This window comes from Clostridium senegalense JC122 (assembly GCF_000285575.1).
Taxonomy (GTDB): domain Bacteria; phylum Bacillota; class Clostridia; order Clostridiales; family Clostridiaceae; genus Clostridium_J; species Clostridium_J senegalense.
This window is the reverse complement of sequence record NZ_HE611051.1, coordinates 457,808-475,778: the sequence shown is the minus strand read 5'-3', so window position 1 is coordinate 475,778 and position 17,971 is coordinate 457,808. Positions and strand designations below refer to the sequence as shown.

Sequence of the window (17,971 nt, the reverse complement as noted above, 5' to 3'; positions counted from 1 at the left end):
AATTTTAAATTTATTTTAATACATAAAAATTTATTAAGAAAGGAACATAAGAAATGAGATTGAAAAAAATAGCTATAGCCATGGCTTTAGTAGGAAGCATTTTATTAATTGGATGCGGAAATTCATCAAATAAAGGATCGACTATAGAAACAAAGGAGAAAAAGGTAGTTAATGTAGTTGTACCAGATGGATTACCTTCAATTACTATGGCAAAAATAATGAAAGAAAATCCTAACTTTGATGAAACTGTTGATGTAAAGTATTCAATAGAGAAAGGAACAGATGGATTAACATCTAAAGTTTTATCTGGAGAAGCAGATATTGCTATTGTTCCATCAAGTTTAGCAGCACAGGCATATAATAAGGGATTAGGATATAAACTTGCTGCAACAGGTGGATTTGGTTCTTTTTCTTTAATTGGAAATGAAGATATAAAAACCGTTGAAGATTTAAAAGGTAAAACTGTAACTACTATAGGAAAAGGAATGACACCGGATATAGTTTTAAAAGCTATATTAAAGGAAAAAGGTATAGATATAGAAAAGGATATAACTTTAAATTATTTAGGGGGAGCGACAGAATTAGCACCTACATTTTTAAGTGGAAAATGTGAAATAGCTCAAATACCAGAACCAATGTTAACAAAAGTTTTATCTCAAAAGACAACTTCTAATATAATTATAGATTTAAACGAAGAGTGGAAAACAACATTTAAAACAGAGAATGGTTATCCACAAAGTAGTTTAATAATTAAAGAAAACCTTATAAGTGATAGGGATAACTTTGTTAATAAATTTATAAAAGCATATAAAGATAGTATAGAATTTGCAAATAATAATACTGATACATTAGGAAACTACTGTGAAGAACTTGGAATATCAGTAGATAAAACCATTTTAAAAGATGCTATAGAAAGATCAAATTTAAAATTTGTAAAAGCTAAAGATTCTAAAAAAGATTATGAGAAATATTATGAGATACTAATGGAGTCTAACAGTAAAGTTATTGGTGGTAAAATTCCAGATGAAAAAATATATTATGAAGAATAAAAAATTAGTAGCATTAGGAACAATATTATTTCTAATGCTATGGTTCTTATTATATAAAGTTATAAACAACAAAATATTATTACCTTCTCCAGTTGAAGTACTTATAGAAGTAAAGCATATAATAACAGAGAAAACTTTTGCAAATATAATTTTTGGAACCTTAAACAGGTCAGTTTGGGCATTTTTTATAGCATTAAGTTTTGCTATTGTTTTATCTATTTTTTCAATTTTAAATTATGTTATATATAATTTTTTGATACCATTGATAGAACTTTTGAAAACTATACCTACAATGACAATAGTAATTTTAGCGTTGGTATGGTTAAACAATGATAAGGCTCCAATTCTTATGGGGATTTTATCAGTTTTTCCAATACTATATGAAGGACTATTAAAGAATATTATTAGCACTGATGAAAAGATAATACATATGTTAGATGTATATAACGTACAAAAAATAGATGTTGTTAGGTATGTATACATACCTAAAATTTTTGAAGGGTTAGGTAAGATATTTTCATCAACTTTAGGATTAACTTTTAAAATTGTTGTAGGTGGAGAAATCCTAGCAGCACCAAACAACTCCATTGGGAGTGAAATACAGTTACAAAAAGTGTATTTAAATACTGCTGGTGTATTTGCGTGGATAATAATTATTGTTATTTTAACTATAATTATAGACTATATAATAAACTTTATTGGGGAATTTAGAGGAAGAAAATTATGGATGAAATTTTAGTTAAAAAAGTTAATAAGAGTTTTGGAAAACTGAAAATTTTAAAAGATATATCAATGAATTGTGAAAAAGAAAAAGTTACTTGTATATTAGGTCCATCAGGATGTGGGAAAAGTACTTTATTAAATATAATAACTAAAAATATAAAAGATTATGAAGGCGAGGTAATTGGATATAAAAAAGATGACGTTTCTTTTGTTTTTCAAGAGGATAGGCTATTAGAATGGCTAAATATATATGATAATCTAAAATTAGTATTTAAATCAAAATATAAGGGCATAGAATTAAAAAATAAAATTTTGGAATCATTGAATAGTGTAGGAATGGAAAAATATAAAGAATTTTATCCTAAAGAATTAAGTGGAGGAATGAGACAAAGAATTAGTATAATACGAGCTTTCTTTTATGGAGGAGGGCTTTTAATTATGGATGAACCATTTAAATCTTTAGATATAAAAAATAAAAGAGTTTTAATAGAGGATTTTAAAACTTTAAGAAATAAAAATAAAAATACAGTAATATTTGTAACCCATGATATAGAAGAAGCTATTGAATTATCTGATAAAATATGCGTTCTTTCAGATAAACCAACAACAGTTAAAAAAGAATTTATAAATGTAAATATTGATATTTATGATGAATTAAAATATATATTAATAAATTAAAAATCATTTTAAGTAAGTGTATAAAAATTAACCTGTTAACTTATAATATTTATAATAATTAGTGGTTAGATGAGAAGGTACAAATGGCTATTAATTATTCATTAAAACTTAGAAAAAATATTATTAGGAGGGATTTTTATGACTAAATTAAGTTGTTCAGCTTCAAATTGCGCAAATAATAATAAAAATTATTGCTGTATAAGTTCAATAGATGTTACAGGAAATAGTGCAGTAAATTCAGAGGAAACTTGTTGTAGTAGTTTTAGAGAAAAAAATGATACATTTACTAACTGTACTACAGAACCTAATCCAAGTGTTAATATAGCATGTAAAGCTGAAAATTGTATCCACAATAGTGATAAAAAATGTTATGCTGAAAGTATACATATAGCAGGACAATCTGCATATAATGATGTAGAAACTGAATGTTCAACTTTTAGTTGTGGATATTAATTTAAATAGTTAAAATTTGTAAACAAATTCAGAATTTAAGTTCTTTTAATATATATGTTTAAGGTAATATATTTACAATTATAGAATATAAATATATAATATTTATATAACTTAAAAACATGTTATCTTTGTATGTATATATTATATAATGAAAAAATAATATTTATAGAAGTATAGTTATATTTGGTTTTATGCAAACAACACTCTCTTAATATAGAGAGTGTTTTTTAGTTAAATTTAATATAATATTAAATTTAATTATTATTTAGCAGAATAATAACATCTTTTAGGAGATTCAATTTTTTCATCTGCTTTTAATTTTTTAATTGCTTTATCTATATCTTTTTTATCTACATTTAGCTTTTCTGCAATTTCTCCAGATTTCATAGCACCATTTTCCTTTAATGTTTCCAAAACCTTATCTAAAATATCCATTTTAATACCTCCAAATGATAATAATTATTATATAATATGAATTATAACATAAATAGATAATAATACAATATCCAATATGGACAAATTTAATAAATGGGATGTAATATGAATATATAGAGTTCTAAGTTAAATTAAAACTTATATATTTATTTAGTTTTTAATTGATAACAAAGATTTTATGTATAGTTTTAATAGGACTTTGTTTCTCTATAGAAATATTAGATTTTAGTTTAATGGGGGGAGTTATGAAAAAAAAGATACATATAGAAGATAAAAAGTGTGTTTTATGTGGAAAATGTGCAGCAGTATGTAATGTAAATGCAATCACAAGAGAAGGAAAAAGAATGATTTATGATGAAGAAAAGTGCATAAGCTGTGGGAGATGCGTAGAAGGATGTGGTTTCTTAGCCATAAGCTATTGTTAAATAAAAAAGCAAAAGGGGTGTTCCCCTTTTGCTTTTTAGCCTTTAGACATATCATAATTACCTTTATTATTAAATTCTTTTTCAAAAGCTTCATCTGCATAAGGTTTAAAGTTAGCGGCTAATTTATCAATTTTATCAATAAATTCTTTATCCTTAATCATAATTTCAGCACTAGGATGTGTAGGTTTTGCTCCAGTAAATTTTACTATTTCTCTTATTTGAGTTGGATTATCTACCATAGGGCAAGGAAGTAGTAAATTTTTATTATAAGGATGCCTTTTTCTAAGCTCCTTAAAGTAATCACATTTTAATGCTTCAAGTAAAGGTTTATTTTTTACATTTTCTGTGGCAAAGTGAGAGAATATACATGGTTCAAGATCCTCTTTAGAATTAATATGACAATAATATTTTCCAGCTATGCAACCACCAACATAAGGAGCATCATTAAAAAAGTCTATAGGGAAAAGTTTCATTTCTTTTCTTATTTCACGAGTTCTTTTTCCTAATGTTAATCTCTCTGTTGGAGAAAGCATATAATTAATATCTTGAATAGGATTATCTCCTACAGGCATAAACATAAAATACCAAAGCATTCTAGCACCTTTTTCATATAACATATCAATAAATTGATTTGAAATAACTGTATTAATGTTGTTATTTCCTGTAGCTACTGAAGCGCCAAAGGGAACACCTTTTTTATTTAATAAGTCCATTCCTTTCATAACAGAGTTAAAAATGCCGTCACCACGCCTTGTATCAGTTTCCTTTTTAAAGCCTTCTATAGAAAGCATAGGCATTACATTACCTAAGGATTGTAGTTTATCTACTAAAGATTCATCAAATAATGTACCGTTAGTAAAAGGCATAAAGTATATGTCATTATATTTTTTATATATATCTAACATGTATTCATTGAAAAAAGGTTCTCCGCCTAAAACTATAATATAATAAATTCCTAAATCACGTGCTTCTTTAACCAATCTGTCTACTTCCTCATAAGGAATATCATCTTTTTTGCAATAATTTGCAGCATAACAACCAGTACAATGAAGGTTACATCTCATAGATGGACTTATAAGTAAGGTAAATGGAATTTTTATATCATTATCCATTCCTATTTTTTCTCTTTTACTAACTCCATACCATAAAGCATTTCCAAGCATATTTTTAAAGAATTTTTTCAAACAATTTTTGTCTGTATTTTTTAGTATATTTTTAACGTATTCTTGGATATTTGGAGAATTCGAATATTGAACATAAACATCTTCTACTATTTTGAGGCTATACTCATCTTTAATTGATTTTCTAAGTAGTGAAAATATTCTTTCAACATTAGATTCTGGATTTCTATCTAAGAGCTCTAATACTGTAGAAATTATTCTTTCTTTTGTTTTTTTTTCAAAATTATCTTTAAAATTCATAACTATACCCCCTATGAATAAAAAAGTGAATAAATATGTTTAATTTAAGAATATAACTAATAATATGCAACACACATATAAAAAATTAGTATTTTAGGAACACAAAATAAATTTTTTTTGCAATCCTATGACTAGGTTCTATATGTAATTAAATTTAGGTTAAATTATAGAAGCTTATTGATAATTATGAAAAATATATTAAGTTGGCTAATTTAATATATAAAATACATTATTTTATAAAAACTATATTAAATTATATATATATATATATTACTAATAAATTTAAAAATTAATAATAAATAAAATTTATTTTATCTTGTATATTGTTTTGAACTAGAATTTAAATTTATACTTCAATCAAGTAAAAACTTAACGTAAATAAAAATCTAGTATCTTTATATTATACTACAAATATATTGATTATAATGTTAATATAATAAATATAATTAAATTTATTGACTATATTTAATTTAATTATAAATTAAATTTTGTATAGTGCTTGCAATAAATTTTTTATAAAAATAATTTTAATATTTATAAATTTTGGAGGGAAAATATGACTAATAATGAAACTTTAAAAGCTATAAAAAACAGAAGAAGCATAAGAAAATTTAAAGATAATCAAATAACTAAAGAAGAATTAAATGCAATAGTACAATCAGCAATATATGCACCTACAGGTCATAATGATCAACCATGGCATTTTACAATAATACAAAATAAAGAGGTTTTAAATAAAATTAGTGAGGTAGCTAATGAGGCTATGAAAAACTCAGAAATAGAATGGATTTCTAAATTAGGATCTAAAAATAGACCTCTTTTCTATAATGCACCTACAGTAGTAATAGTTTCCGGTAAAGAGGGCACATATTCACCACTTACAGATTGTAGCGCAGCTATACAAAATATGCTTATAGCAGCAGAAAGCTTAAATATAGGTTCATTATGGAATGGATTAGTTTCATACTTCTTTGAAAATAAAGAAGAAGCTAAAGTTTTAAATTTAAAAGAAGGTTATAAACCATATTATGCGGTAGCTTTAGGTTATAAAGATTGTGAAGCTCCAATAGCACCAGAAAGAAATGAGGATGTATTTACTTATATATTATAGTAAATGTAAATTAAAAATGTTTTAGATAAAATTAAGTTCTCTAATTTTAAATTAGAGAACTTAATTTTAATATAATAAATTATTATATTTATTATATATATTGTATTTTTTATCAGCTTTCAAAGGAAAATCTTTTTGATGATTTAAAACTAAATTTTTATCTATATCTGCTACTAATAAAAATTCAGAGTTCTCAATAGAAATAATTTCTTTTCCAAAAGGATCGATTATACAAGAACAACCATTATAAATTAAGGAAGGGTCCGTTCCAATTCGGTTTATACCAGCTATATAACACTGGTTTTCTATTGCACGGGCTTTAAGAAGTAATTTAAAGTCATCAATTCTTTCTAGAGGCCAATTAGAAGCTACTGTTATTAAATCAGCTTTTCTAGAGGCAATTTGAAATATTTCTGGAAATCTTAAATCATAACAAATAAAAGTTGAAAAGGTAATGTCTTTAATAGAACTAAAAACTATAGTTGAACCAGAAATAAAATATTTATCTTCATTAGAAAATGAGAAGGGATGTATCTTAGTGTAATTTGAAATAATATTATTTTTATAAACTACTATATATTTATTTTTACCTAGTAAGATATTTTCACAAAAACATTTTTTTATATAGCCAAAACCAATGGCTATATCATATTTATTTGATAGTAGTTTGATTTTATTTATAGTAAAGTCGTTATTTTCACCTAGTTTTTCTACATTAAAGGAAAAACCGGTAAATGACATTTCAGGAAAGAGAATTAAATCAACATTTTTATTCTTTGCTTCTAATATAAATTTTTCAGCAATATCAATATTAAATTTTTTATCCTCCCATTTAATATTTGTTTGAGCTAATCCTAATTTCATAATTTACTTTCACCTCACAAATATATATTTATAAAACTTTTAAAAGTTCACATAATATTAATTTAATACATTTTTTACCAATAACAAAAATAATGTTATAATATTAATTATAAATATTATAGTCAATATATACTTTAAAAATCACAATGAAGATTATAAGTTAGAAAATTTAACTCTAATTAATTTTGTATGATAGGGGTTAAAGTTAATTTTAAAAATTTTTTGTATAAATTCTAAAGATTTTAAGCATAGTAAATACTTGATAGTATTATTAAATACATACCAAGTAAAAAGGACGGTGAAAAAAGAATACATGTGTATAACGGATTATATATTAAAGATGGTTGTAAAATATAAGCAACATAATATATCTGCATTAGCATCACAACTTGCTTATGATATGTTGTTATCATTTTTCCCATTTTTAATCTTTCTGCTTACATTATTGGGGCATAGTTCTTTAGAACCAACAGAGGTTTTAATAGCATTAAAAACAGTTATGCCAAATGAAGCATATATGCTAGTAGAAAACACTGTAAGGAGTGTTTTACAAACTAGAAATAGTGAATTGTTATCATTTTCATTAATATTTACATTGTACACAGCTTCAAGAGGTTTTAGAGCAATAATGTATGGTTTGAATAGAGCATATGAAACAAAAGAAAAGAGAAATTATATTAATATTATTTTAATGTCTATAGTATTTATGATTGGTCTTATAGGAGTTATTATGTTTGTTTTGGCATTTTTAGTATTTGGAGAGGCAATAAGTAATGGCTTAAAAAATTGGTTAGATTTAGAATGGGCACTATTTGATTATATTAATTTAATTAGGTACCCAGTGGCATTGTCGTCAATGATATTTGTTTTTGCTGCTATGTATCGTCTTATACCAGCAAGAAAGTTGAGTTGGGGTGAGGTAGTACCAGGAGCTGTATTTACAACGGTTGGATGGTTAGTGTCAAGTTATGTATTTTCTTTTTATGTAAATAATTTTAGTAATTATTCATCAGTATATGGAACAATAGGAGTTATAATAGTTTTAATGTTATGGCTATATATTACGTCTATAATAATCTTATTAGGGGGAGAGTTAAATGCAATATTGCGCCATGAAAAGGAATTAAAGTGCGGATTCTATAGTGACAAGAATAAAAGAGTAAAAAAAATTAAATATTATTAAATATTATAAGTAATATAAAGAAGAGACTATCAAACTTATGTGCATTTCATAAGATTTGATAGTCTTTTTTCTATATTTAAATATAAAAAATAGATATTACTCATAAATATATAATATATGGGTTTAAAATATAGGGATTCAAATTAATGTTCTAAGCTATTACTATTATAAAAATTAGAGATTTTTAAAGTAAATAAAAAAGTATATATAGTTAATAGTTCCAATTAAAATAAAAAATTTCATGTATAAATTTAAATAAAAATTTGTTTCTCTATATAATATTTTAAATTCTTATAGCGATGGTTTGAGGAGGAGTATATGTATCCATTGAAATTTTTCCCTATATATTTTAATAAAATTTGGGGTGGAAGAGATATTGAAAGTATAAAAAGAGATGCTCCAGAAGGTAACATTGGTGAGTCTTGGGAATTGTCCTGTCATCCTAATGGTGAAAGTATAATAAGCAATGGAAAATATAAAGGAATAAAATTAAAAGAACTAATAAAAGAAAATAAAAAAAATATAATAGGTAAAGATATATCAGAAGATAAATTTCCCATATTAATCAAATTTATTACTGCTAATGATAATCTTTCTATTCAAGTTCATCCAGATGATGTATATGCTGAAAATTTTGAGAATGACAATGGAAAATCAGAAGCATGGTATATATTAAAAGTTAAAAATGATGGAAAAATAATTACAGGCTTAAATGATGTTGAAAAACATGATATTAAAGAAAAAATAGTTAATGGAAAATTAGAAAATCACTTAAACTATACACAACCTAAGGAAAATGAGTTTTATTATATAGAGGCAGGTTTAATACATGGAATAGGTAAAGGAATAACCCTTCTTGAAATACAAGAAAGTAGTGACTTAACTTATAGGGTGTATGACTATAATAGAGGTAGAGAACTACACATAAATAAAGCTACTAAAGTAATAAATGAAAAATTAAAATGTGAAAAAATTATTCCTAAGAAAAAATAATTAAAAATAATATTTGTTATGAATTTGGCGATTTTAAATCTTTTTCTATAAAAAGGTATGATATAAACAAGAACTTACTAAGAACAAGTAATAAAGATGGATTTAATGTATATATATGTGTTAGTGGCAAGGGAGTAATAACTTATATGGAGGGTACAGAAACCATAAATTTAGGTGAATTAGTAATGATTCCATCTTCTTTAGGTGAATATTGTATAATAGGAAACTTAAGCCTTATAGAAGTTAGTGTATGATGAGTAAGGAGAGATAAAAAGTGAAAATTACAAAGGCTGTTATACCAGCGGCAGGTCTTGGTACTAGATTTTTACCCGTTACCAAAGCTATAGCAAAAGAGATGTTACCTATACTAGATAAACCGACGATACAATATATAGTAGAGGAAATAGTAGATTCTGGAATTAAGGATATACTTATAATAACAGGCCATAATAAGAAAGCAATAGAAGATCATTTTGATAGAGCTTTGGAACTAGAAATGAATTTAAAGAAAAATAATAAAAAAATCTTATTAAATGAGATAAATGATATAACTAATATGGCTAATATACATTATATACGGCAAAAAGAGCCTAAAGGATTAGGGCATGCAATATTATGTGCAAAATCATTTATAAAAGACGAACCATTTGCAGTGCTTTTAGGAGATGACATCGTTTATAGTAAAGAACCTTGTATAAAACAACTAATAAAGCAATTTAATGAAAAAAAATCTACAATTTTAGGTGTTCAAGATGTTAAAAAAGATGAAGTATACAAGTACGGCATAGTAGATGGTAATATAGAAAATAATAGATTATATAAAGTTAAAAGTTTAATAGAAAAGCCTTCTATAGAAGTAGCTCCTAGCAATATTGCTATATTAGGAAGATATATTATAACACCTGAAATATTTAATATATTAGAAAACATAAAGCCTTCTAAAAACAATGAAATACAATTAACAGATGCATTAAATGAACTTTCTAAAAAGGAATCAGTTTATGCATATAACTTTATTGGAAAAAGGTATGATATTGGTGACAAATTAGGTTTTTTAAAAGCTAATATAGAATTTGCACTAAGAAATAATGATATAAAAAATAGTTTAAAAGATTATTTAATTGACTTAAATTTTAATAACTATAATATTTAATAATATATAAAAAACTATGAAATTTAAAAAATTTCATAGTTTTTTACTTAAAATAAAGGATCTTTAGGAGTTGGTTTTATGTCATTATATATATAGTCATGAATTTGTTTAGCTGTTTCAGCTTCGTCAAAACTTAAGTACCAAACTTCATCAACTACTTTTCTATCACAATACCCATCTAACGGAAAGCGTTGTTCATCAAAAGAAGATATAGAATTTAATGCAGATTTACCTAAAGTAAGCATTTCACCTTTAGATAGACTAGTAGTTACCATTTCGGCAAGAGAAGAAATAGCACCAGGAATATCTGTTAAGCCCATATTCAACGCCTTTTCTATTAATAATTCACAAACTTCTCTTTGACGTTCAGTTCTTTCAAAGTCGCCATTACCTATTTCTCTTATTCTGGTATATGAAAGTGCTTGGATACCAGTTAATGTTACTTCACCAGAAGAATTTAGTAGTTGGATAGGTTTACCTGTTATTTCTGCAGCTTCATACTGATACTTATTTATTAAATTTCTTTCCTCTTCAGTGATAGTAAGGTTTACACCACCAAAGTAATCAATTATATCTATAACAGATTCAAAATTAACAGTAATATAATTTTCTATATCTAACTTAAAAGTTTGATTTATAGTTTTCACGGCTAATAAAGGACCACCATATGCATAGGCATGGTTTAGTTTTTCATAACCGTGACCATCAATATTTACATAACTATCACGCATAAGTGAGGAGAGTTTAATTTTATTCCTATTAGTATCAAGTGTAAGTATTAACATAGCGTCAGAACGTCCATTTTCATTAATAGATCTATTATCTATTCCAAAAACAGCAATATTCACTATTCCATTAGTTGCCTTTATATCATCTATTGAGTTATCATCAGTATCAGAAGTTGATATACCCAATTCTTTTTTATCCTTTGTAAATTCAACAGTTTTAATTTTATTTAGTAAAGAATATCCATAAACACCAGAAAAAATTATAAGAACACCTATGATGGATAATATAATAAAAGTTATAGTTTTTGTCTTTTTTTTCATTTCGTAATCCCTCGATTCTATGTAGTTTTTAAGAACCATTAAAAATTATACATATCTTAATATTATACATAAGTTCTTTTCAATTGAGTTACAACTTAAGTTAAATTATTGTTAATTATAAATTAATAATGATTTTATTATATATTAAAGTAGATAAATACCATGAATTTTGTTGAAAAAAGTAATAAAAAATTTATTAAAATATTAAGAAAATATTGTAAAATAATAATGGAGTTAGTTAATTATTAAAATATATATTTTAAGTATTGCTTTATTACTATATAAATATAAGCTAAATTTAAAATTAATTACTAAATAACTAATTTATTTGAAATGTTTCTGTCTTATAAAGAATTTAAAAAATAAACTAAGAGAGAAATTTGTTACTATAGGAGTTTGGAGGAAACTTAATTTGTATATGATTTGTTTTGTAAAGTGTAATAGAATAGAAAGTTATTCTTTATTATTAGCATTAAATATCATTTAAAAAAGAGAGGGTAACAATTACATTAACCATTAGCTAATATGTACTATTTAAATTATAAAATTACTATTTGATAAAAGTAGGAATTAGAATTAAAGTTTTGAAACCTATAGATATACAATAAAAAACACTTAGACATATAAATGAAAAGTAAATATATAGATTATAAGGTTAAGTATCAAGAGAATATAAAATGGTATAGGGGGGGAGGCGTTATAAAAAACTTATTTAAAATAGAAATGTTATAAGATCAATATTATATTTGAAAATTAATAGAAATCTAAAGAATATTTATTTTATAACGTATTTAAAGTTTTTTATAACCAAAAAGTATGATTATAAAAGATGAAGATATGTTCTTTTTAGAAAACTTAAATAATCCAATATGTATTTTATCTGAAAAAAACAATGTTTTGTATAAAAATAAAAGTTTTAAAAAATTAATTAAGGAATTAAAGGAAAAAGATGAAGTATATAATGAACATATACAAATGTTGAATTATGAATATTTAAATAATTTTAAAAATATGGGGGATTTTAAAATACAAGTTAAGTCTAAAGATGAAGAAGATTTTTGTTTTAAAATTATTATTAATGATTCAATATATAATGAAAAGCCAGTTTTTTTGATTTCAATTGAAAAAAAACTTGTATCAAATAAATGCCATTTAAATGGATATGGTATGATTAAAGGTGAAGAATTTATTTCAGATTATTTTAAAATTCATAGAAGGTGTTTACAAAAAGAATTTGATGTAAATGCCGTTATTAATGCGGAGATGGTAAATAAAGTATTGTTATATTCACCAAATATAATAATGATAAAAAAAGATAGAAAAATTATATTTGCAAACAAGGCTGCACAACATTTATTAAGGATAAGTGATGCATCTGAGATTATAGGAAAAGAATTTTATGAGATAGTTAATTTTGAAGCTAAAGAAAAAAAGTACAGTAAAAATATTTTTGAAAATGAATATTATTATTATAATGCATTACCAGTATCGCAGGTGAAATTAAAAACTTTTAAAGGAAAACAAATTTATGTTGATGTTTGCTTTATGTCGTTTTTTGAAGATGAAGATGAGTTTAGTGTATTGATTGCAAAAGATATAAGTAAAAGAGTTAAGATTGAGGAAAATTTGGTAAGGAATGAAGAATATTATAAAAAGCTACTTGAATTTTTGCCTTATGGAGTAGCAATAGTAAATAATAATAAAATTACATTTTCAAATGATAGTTTTGCAACTATGTTAGGAGAAAAAACAATACAAGATACATTAAATAATAATTTAGCACAATATATAAAGGATGAAGATAAAAAAATAATAAAGAATATGCAAAAGAATATATTTGGTGAGTTAAAGCAAGTGGAATTTACAGAAATGAAATTACTAAGAAAAGATGGAAAAGAGCTAGATATAGAACTGGGTGCATCTCCATTTTTATTTGAAAATAATTTGTCGGCTATATTAGTTATGTGTGATATAACTGAAAGAAAAATGCAGAAAGAGATAAGTTTAAATTAAAACAAGCACTAAAATATGATAGATTAAAAACAGAATTTATAGCTAATATATCACATGAATTAAAAACACCATTAAATATAATACTTAGCATAGTTCAATTATTTGAACTTAAAAAGAGAGGCAATGAAAATATAGACTCTATTACAGGTAAAAGATATTTGCAGGTTGTAACACAGAATTGTTATAGATTATTAAGGTTAATAAATAATCTAATAGATATAAGTAGGATAGATGTAGGACATTTAAAAATGAATTTTGGAAATTATGATATTGTAAAAATAGTTGAAGATATAACAATGTCTACAGTAGAACATATTGAAAGTAAAAATTTAAATTTAATTTTTGATACAGAGATAGAAGAAAAAATAATTGGCGTTGATAGAGAAAATATGGAAAGAATAATGTTGAATTTACTTTCTAATGCAATTAAATGCTCAAATGAAAACGGGACTATTTGGGTTAATATATATGATAGTGGTGATTTTATAGAAATATCTGTTAAAGATAATGGAGTGGGTATTCCAGAAGAAATGCAAGAAAGAATTTTTGAAAGATTTGTTCAAAGTTCTCCACTATTTACAAGAACTTATGAAGGTAGCGGAATAGGGTTATCCTTAGTTAAAGCATTAGTTGATGCGCATGGCGGTAAAATTAGAGTTGAGAGTAAAGTAGGAATTGGAAGTGAATTTGTAGTTAGTCTTCCTAATAGGTTATCTAAGAAAGACCCTACATTTTTACAATCTAAATTAATAGAAGATAATAAAAGTAATAATGTAGAAAGAATAAAAATTGAGTTTTCAGATATATATAACTAAAATTTCCTATTAGAATTTAATTACACCTTTGATTAAAAAATAAAATATTGGATAGAATTTTAAAAAGTTAAAGTTAAATTTTATTAATATTAAAGTTTAAAAATTCTTAAAACAGGATATTGTTAAATGGAGGGTGTTTTATGAATAGGATTGTTTTAGTAGGAAGGTTAACTAGAAAACCAGAAATTAGAGTTGTTGATGAGAAAAACAATAAAGTTTTTACGAGAATAATGTTAGCAGTAGACAGACCATATAAAACAGCAAATGGAGAAAAGAGTGTGGACTTCATTCCAGTAGTTTTATGGGGGAAAAAAGCAGAAATAATATGTGAATATTTAGATAAAAATAACCTTATAAGCGTTACAGGAAGATTACAGACTAGAAGTTTTGAAGGAAATGATGGTCAGAAAAAATATATATCTGAAGTTATTGCAGATGAGTTTCAATTCATGAATACTAAAAAAACAGAAGAAGATATTGGATAAAAAATGTCTATAGGCTTAGCCTATAGACATTTTTTATCCATAAATAAAGGGTTTTAAATGTATAAGATAAAATATATAATATTAGAATATAGTTTTAAAATATAAAATATTTAAATAAATGAATTATATATATAACAAAATTTCGTTAATTTTATTAATGAAATAGATTTAATGTTTATATATTGAAAAATTATAAATTTAAGTAAAGTCAATTGAAATTAAATAAATTTATATAACTCATTTATTTAAAGCATGCAGCCTTGGGGGGAGTATTTATGGATATTAAGGTATTTGAAGAATTTAAAAAAAAGTTAAAAAAAATGTTGGAAAGGTTATAGTGGGAAAAGAAGAAAATATAGATAAAATTATAGTAGCGTTTATAACTTCAGGTCATGTACTTTTAGAAGATGTTCCTGGTCTTGGAAAAACTAAACTTGCTAGAAGTTTATCTAAAACTATGGGATGTACATTTAAAAGAATACAATTTACACCTGATTTATTGCCATCAGATTTAACTGGAATTTATTTCTATAATCAAAAAAATCAAGAATTTGAATTTAGAAAGGGACCACTTCTAAGCCAAATAATTTTAGCAGATGAGATAAATAGAGCAACACCAAGAACTCAATCAGCTTTACTAGAGTGTATGGAAGAAAGACAAGTAACTGTAGAAGGAAATACAATAAAACTAGAGGAGCCATTTTTTGTAATTGCAACTCAAAATCCAATAGAGCAGTTTGGTACATTTCCATTACCAGAAGCTCAATTAGATAGATTTTTCATGAAACTTTCTATGGGATATCCAAATTATAATGAAGAAAAAAGCATGATGGAAAGATTTATGGAAAGTGATCCACTGGATATATTAAAATCTGTTATAACATTAGAAGAAATAAAATATGTTCAGCATAATTATTGTAAAGTTCATATAAGTGATGAAATTAAAGAGTATATATTAAATATTGTAGTAGCAACTAGAAATAATATGGATATAGAGCTAGGATGTAGTCCTAGAGTTACTTTAGGATTGATGAAAGGATGTCAAGCTTATGCAGCAATAAATGGAAGGGATTATGTAATTCCGGAAGATGTAAAGGCATTAGCTGTATCGGTAATGGCTCATAGAATTGTTCTAAAAAGCGAAATAAATGTAGAAAAGGATAAAGCTAATAATGTAATAAATTTAATATTAAGTACAGTAAAAACTCCGATAGAAGAAATTTAGGAGTTGATAAATATGATTTCATTATATATTTTTATGTTTTTATTTGCTACTGTGTGCGTTTATTTAGCTTATATTACAAGAAAAAATGGTTTTGAAAATTTAAGTATTTCTAGAAAAGTGCAGGAAGATAAAATAATAGAAAATGAGAAATTTAATATATCTATTATTATAGAAAATAATAAAAAATTACCTATTGCTTTTTTAAACATTGCAGAAAATATTCCTGAAGGTATTAATTATTATGGAGAGAACTTAGATTTTAAGGAAGGTCAAGTTTTGTGGCATAATAGCAGTTATAGTATAGGACCTTATAAACGAAAAATTAGAACATATACTTTGTGTGGTAAAAGAGGAACTTATTTAATAAAAAATATGAAAGTGACAATTGGAGACTTTTTCGGCTTAAATACAAATGTTAAAGAAATTGAGGATTATATAGAAATATTAATTTATCCTAGAATTAATCCATTAGGAGATTATAATTTCGATATAACTAATTTTAATGGAAATAATACCGTAAGAAGATGGATTCAAAAGGATCCTTTATATATTAAAGGGATAAGAGAATATAATGTAGAAGATAGGATGAAAGATATACATTGGAAATCAAGTCTAAAAATGAGTAAGTTAATGGTTAAAGATTATGATTTCACATCAGAAAGAGAATTGGTCATAATGTTTAATGTTCAATGCGATGAAAAACCTTGGCAGAACATACAAAAAAGCGTCATAGAAGATGGCATAAGGTTACTAGGAGCACTTTCTAATAAAGCATTAAAAGAAGGTATACCTACAGGAGCGTGGACTAATGCAAGACTATTATCCTATGTTGAAAATTATCCATCACAGATAAGGCCAGAGCTAAATAGCTTTGCGAAAATAATGGAAATGTGTGCACGAATTGATTATTCGACGAAAAAAAAGTTTGCGGATTATTTAAAGCAAAACATTAAAAATTTCTATAATAATTGTACTTATGTAATAATAACGCCCTATTTAGATGAAGAAAGTTGCAAATTATTATCTGACATAGCTAAGAAAAATGTAAACATGAAAATAATTGATATATCTCAATCATCTAATGTGTTAAGTATACCAGGCATAGAAAAACTCTCATTTAAGGGGGGAAGAGTATGAGTTGGTTTAGACAAGTAAAATTATTATATATGGCTACATTAAATATTATGTATTTCTTATTAGGCAACTTAATTTCTAACATATTAATAGATAAAAACTTATCATATTATTTAATATTATTTACAATAGCAACAACCGTATGTACATTAATATGTATTGATAAAAATTACAATAAAAAACTAGCTATATTTATTCCATTTTTAATTACACTATCAATTTTAAGAGTTTTAATTAATGATAGTACCTATATAATTGTAGCAATATATTTTATAGTAATATATTTTATAAACTTAGAAAAGATAGATGAACCAATAACATATATTGATACTAGAAAAACATTTGTTTACATTATGTTATTATCTTTATTAATTTTGTGCTTAGCAAATGTTTTTTTATGGAAAAATATAGTGGCATATTCATTTCGAGCATATATTTTTTATCTAGCATTAATGATTATTACATTCAGAGAGCTCTTAAGATACGAAAATAATATATTTAATGAAAAAGCTAAATATTTTAACTTATCTATTGTAATAATTATTATTGTAATGAGTTTAGATCCTGTAATGAAGTTTATTAATATTACATTTTCAAAATTATTAAATATAATTTGGTTATTATTTATAAACATAATAAGTTTTATTAGTAAATTTGTGGGAGCTTTAGTTGAATTTGTAGTAAGTAATTTAAGAAATTTAATATTGAAAAATGGTGGTTCAATAGAAAATTTGAATTTGTTTGAGAATCAAAAAATTTCTA

The 17,971-nt window shown here is 24.6% G+C and carries 20 protein-coding genes; 16 read left to right on the top strand and 4 right to left on the bottom strand.

Annotated elements, in window-relative coordinates; all coding sequences use genetic code 11:
* Positions 1 to 53: 53 nt before the first annotated feature.
* The 4 genes from CSGHG_RS10390 to CSGHG_RS10375 all read left to right on the top strand — a co-directional run bounded on the left by CSGHG_RS10390 (position 54) and on the right by CSGHG_RS10375 (position 2,903).
* A complete protein-coding gene (locus CSGHG_RS10390) occupies positions 54 to 1,049 on the top strand; it encodes an ABC transporter substrate-binding protein (protein WP_010294798.1) in 996 nt (331 codons plus the stop codon).
* Positions 1,024 to 1,788, top strand: a complete 765-nt coding sequence (locus CSGHG_RS10385; protein ID WP_010294797.1) for an ABC transporter permease — start codon at positions 1,024 to 1,026, stop codon at positions 1,786 to 1,788. Before CSGHG_RS10390 ends, CSGHG_RS10385 begins: the two co-directional genes overlap by 26 nt.
* Entirely contained in the window at positions 1,773 to 2,450 is a 678-nt protein-coding gene (locus CSGHG_RS10380) for an ABC transporter ATP-binding protein (RefSeq protein ID WP_010294794.1), read from the top strand. The genes CSGHG_RS10385 and CSGHG_RS10380 overlap by 16 nt, the downstream gene beginning before the upstream one ends.
* Positions 2,451 to 2,588: 138 nt before the next feature.
* Entirely contained in the window at positions 2,589 to 2,903 is a 315-nt protein-coding gene (locus CSGHG_RS10375; RefSeq protein WP_010294793.1) for a DUF1540 domain-containing protein, read from the top strand.
* Positions 2,904 to 3,164: 261 nt separating this feature from the next.
* On the opposite strand, the gene CSGHG_RS10370 is transcribed toward CSGHG_RS10375, so the two are convergent.
* Complete coding sequence (locus CSGHG_RS10370) at positions 3,165 to 3,338, bottom strand: HTH domain-containing protein (protein WP_010294791.1); 174 nt, start codon at positions 3,336 to 3,338, stop codon at positions 3,165 to 3,167.
* Positions 3,339 to 3,583: 245 nt separating this feature from the next.
* Here CSGHG_RS10370 and CSGHG_RS10365 point away from each other — a divergent pair, with 245 nt between their 5' ends.
* Positions 3,584 to 3,763 carry a 4Fe-4S binding protein gene (locus CSGHG_RS10365; RefSeq protein ID WP_010294788.1) on the top strand — a complete coding sequence of 60 codons (180 nt, stop codon included), beginning with the start codon at positions 3,584 to 3,586 and terminating at the stop codon, positions 3,761 to 3,763.
* Positions 3,764 to 3,798: 35 nt separating this feature from the next.
* Here the strand turns inward: CSGHG_RS10365 and CSGHG_RS10360 are convergent, their stop codons facing one another.
* On the bottom strand, positions 3,799 to 5,184 hold the full coding sequence (locus CSGHG_RS10360; protein WP_010294786.1) for a radical SAM protein: 1,386 nt from the start codon (positions 5,182 to 5,184) through the stop codon (positions 3,799 to 3,801).
* 556 nt (positions 5,185 to 5,740) lie between these two features.
* Between CSGHG_RS10360 and CSGHG_RS10355 the strand changes: the two genes are divergently transcribed.
* Positions 5,741 to 6,295 carry a nitroreductase family protein gene (locus CSGHG_RS10355; protein ID WP_010294785.1) on the top strand — a complete coding sequence of 185 codons (555 nt, stop codon included), beginning with the start codon at positions 5,741 to 5,743 and terminating at the stop codon, positions 6,293 to 6,295.
* Between the two features lie 66 nt (positions 6,296 to 6,361).
* Here the strand turns inward: CSGHG_RS10355 and CSGHG_RS10350 are convergent, their stop codons facing one another.
* Positions 6,362 to 7,159, bottom strand: a complete 798-nt coding sequence (locus tag CSGHG_RS10350) for a nitrilase-related carbon-nitrogen hydrolase (protein ID WP_010294782.1) — start codon at positions 7,157 to 7,159, stop codon at positions 6,362 to 6,364.
* A gap of 259 nt (positions 7,160 to 7,418) precedes the next feature.
* On the opposite strand from CSGHG_RS10350, the gene CSGHG_RS10345 reads away from it, so the two are divergent.
* From CSGHG_RS10345 to galU, 4 genes are all read left to right on the top strand, one after another.
* Positions 7,419 to 8,342 (top strand): YihY/virulence factor BrkB family protein, encoded by a 924-nt coding sequence (locus CSGHG_RS10345; protein WP_235700127.1) that lies wholly within the window; start codon positions 7,419 to 7,421, stop codon positions 8,340 to 8,342.
* A gap of 318 nt (positions 8,343 to 8,660) precedes the next feature.
* Complete coding sequence (locus CSGHG_RS20520) at positions 8,661 to 9,335, top strand: type I phosphomannose isomerase catalytic subunit (RefSeq protein ID WP_010294777.1); 675 nt, start codon at positions 8,661 to 8,663, stop codon at positions 9,333 to 9,335.
* Complete coding sequence (locus tag CSGHG_RS24885) at positions 9,332 to 9,589, top strand: hypothetical protein (protein ID WP_328284735.1); 258 nt, start codon at positions 9,332 to 9,334, stop codon at positions 9,587 to 9,589. Before CSGHG_RS20520 ends, CSGHG_RS24885 begins: the two co-directional genes overlap by 4 nt.
* 20 nt (positions 9,590 to 9,609) lie before the next feature.
* On the top strand, positions 9,610 to 10,488 hold the full coding sequence (galU, locus tag CSGHG_RS10335) for a UTP--glucose-1-phosphate uridylyltransferase GalU (protein ID WP_010294775.1): 879 nt from the start codon (positions 9,610 to 9,612) through the stop codon (positions 10,486 to 10,488).
* 47 nt (positions 10,489 to 10,535) lie between these two features.
* Here the strand turns inward: galU and CSGHG_RS10330 are convergent, their stop codons facing one another.
* Positions 10,536 to 11,537, bottom strand: coding sequence for an LCP family protein (locus tag CSGHG_RS10330; protein WP_010294774.1), 1,002 nt, complete (start codon positions 11,535 to 11,537; stop codon positions 10,536 to 10,538).
* Positions 11,538 to 12,353: 816 nt separating this feature from the next.
* Here CSGHG_RS10330 and CSGHG_RS21925 point away from each other — a divergent pair.
* From CSGHG_RS21925 to CSGHG_RS23600, 6 genes are all read left to right on the top strand, one after another.
* Entirely contained in the window at positions 12,354 to 13,550 is a 1,197-nt protein-coding gene (locus CSGHG_RS21925; protein WP_010294772.1) for a PAS domain-containing protein, read from the top strand.
* A 38-nt stretch (positions 13,551 to 13,588) separates the two neighbouring features.
* Positions 13,589 to 14,365, top strand: a complete 777-nt coding sequence (locus CSGHG_RS21920; protein ID WP_052314797.1) for a sensor histidine kinase — start codon at positions 13,589 to 13,591, stop codon at positions 14,363 to 14,365.
* 140 nt (positions 14,366 to 14,505) lie between these two features.
* Positions 14,506 to 14,850: a single-stranded DNA-binding protein gene (locus CSGHG_RS10315; RefSeq protein ID WP_010294767.1), complete on the top strand. Its 345-nt coding sequence runs from the start codon at positions 14,506 to 14,508 to the stop codon at positions 14,848 to 14,850.
* A gap of 337 nt (positions 14,851 to 15,187) precedes the next feature.
* Positions 15,188 to 16,075: an AAA family ATPase gene (locus CSGHG_RS20510; RefSeq protein ID WP_010294764.1), complete on the top strand. Its 888-nt coding sequence runs from the start codon at positions 15,188 to 15,190 to the stop codon at positions 16,073 to 16,075.
* Between the two features lie 12 nt (positions 16,076 to 16,087).
* Positions 16,088 to 17,212 carry a DUF58 domain-containing protein gene (locus CSGHG_RS10305; RefSeq protein ID WP_010294763.1) on the top strand — a complete coding sequence of 375 codons (1,125 nt, stop codon included), beginning with the start codon at positions 16,088 to 16,090 and terminating at the stop codon, positions 17,210 to 17,212.
* On the top strand, positions 17,209 to 17,971 hold a 763-nt coding region (locus tag CSGHG_RS23600), incomplete at its 3' end, for a hypothetical protein (RefSeq protein WP_010294761.1). The genes CSGHG_RS10305 and CSGHG_RS23600, both read left to right, overlap by 4 nt.

Coding starts and splice junctions, on each gene's coding strand:
- CSGHG_RS10365 (WP_010294788.1), top strand. CDS start 3,584: ATGAAAAAAAAGATACATATAGAAGATAAAAAGTGTGTTTTATGTGGA.
- CSGHG_RS21925 (WP_010294772.1), top strand. CDS start 12,354: ATGATTATAAAAGATGAAGATATGTTCTTTTTAGAAAACTTAAATAAT.
- CSGHG_RS10305 (WP_010294763.1), top strand. CDS start 16,088: ATGATTTCATTATATATTTTTATGTTTTTATTTGCTACTGTGTGCGTT.
- CSGHG_RS10360 (WP_010294786.1), bottom strand. CDS start 5,184: ATGAATTTTAAAGATAATTTTGAAAAAAAAACAAAAGAAAGAATAATT.
- CSGHG_RS10370 (WP_010294791.1), bottom strand. CDS start 3,338: ATGGATATTTTAGATAAGGTTTTGGAAACATTAAAGGAAAATGGTGCT.
- CSGHG_RS10315 (WP_010294767.1), top strand. CDS start 14,506: ATGAATAGGATTGTTTTAGTAGGAAGGTTAACTAGAAAACCAGAAATT.
- CSGHG_RS10380 (WP_010294794.1), top strand. CDS start 1,773: ATGGATGAAATTTTAGTTAAAAAAGTTAATAAGAGTTTTGGAAAACTG.
- CSGHG_RS10350 (WP_010294782.1), bottom strand. CDS start 7,159: ATGAAATTAGGATTAGCTCAAACAAATATTAAATGGGAGGATAAAAAA.
- CSGHG_RS10385 (WP_010294797.1), top strand. CDS start 1,024: ATGAAAAAATATATTATGAAGAATAAAAAATTAGTAGCATTAGGAACA.
- CSGHG_RS10330 (WP_010294774.1), bottom strand. CDS start 11,537: ATGAAAAAAAAGACAAAAACTATAACTTTTATTATATTATCCATCATA.
- CSGHG_RS10390 (WP_010294798.1), top strand. CDS start 54: ATGAGATTGAAAAAAATAGCTATAGCCATGGCTTTAGTAGGAAGCATT.
- CSGHG_RS10355 (WP_010294785.1), top strand. CDS start 5,741: ATGACTAATAATGAAACTTTAAAAGCTATAAAAAACAGAAGAAGCATA.
- CSGHG_RS20520 (WP_010294777.1), top strand. CDS start 8,661: ATGTATCCATTGAAATTTTTCCCTATATATTTTAATAAAATTTGGGGT.
- CSGHG_RS10375 (WP_010294793.1), top strand. CDS start 2,589: ATGACTAAATTAAGTTGTTCAGCTTCAAATTGCGCAAATAATAATAAA.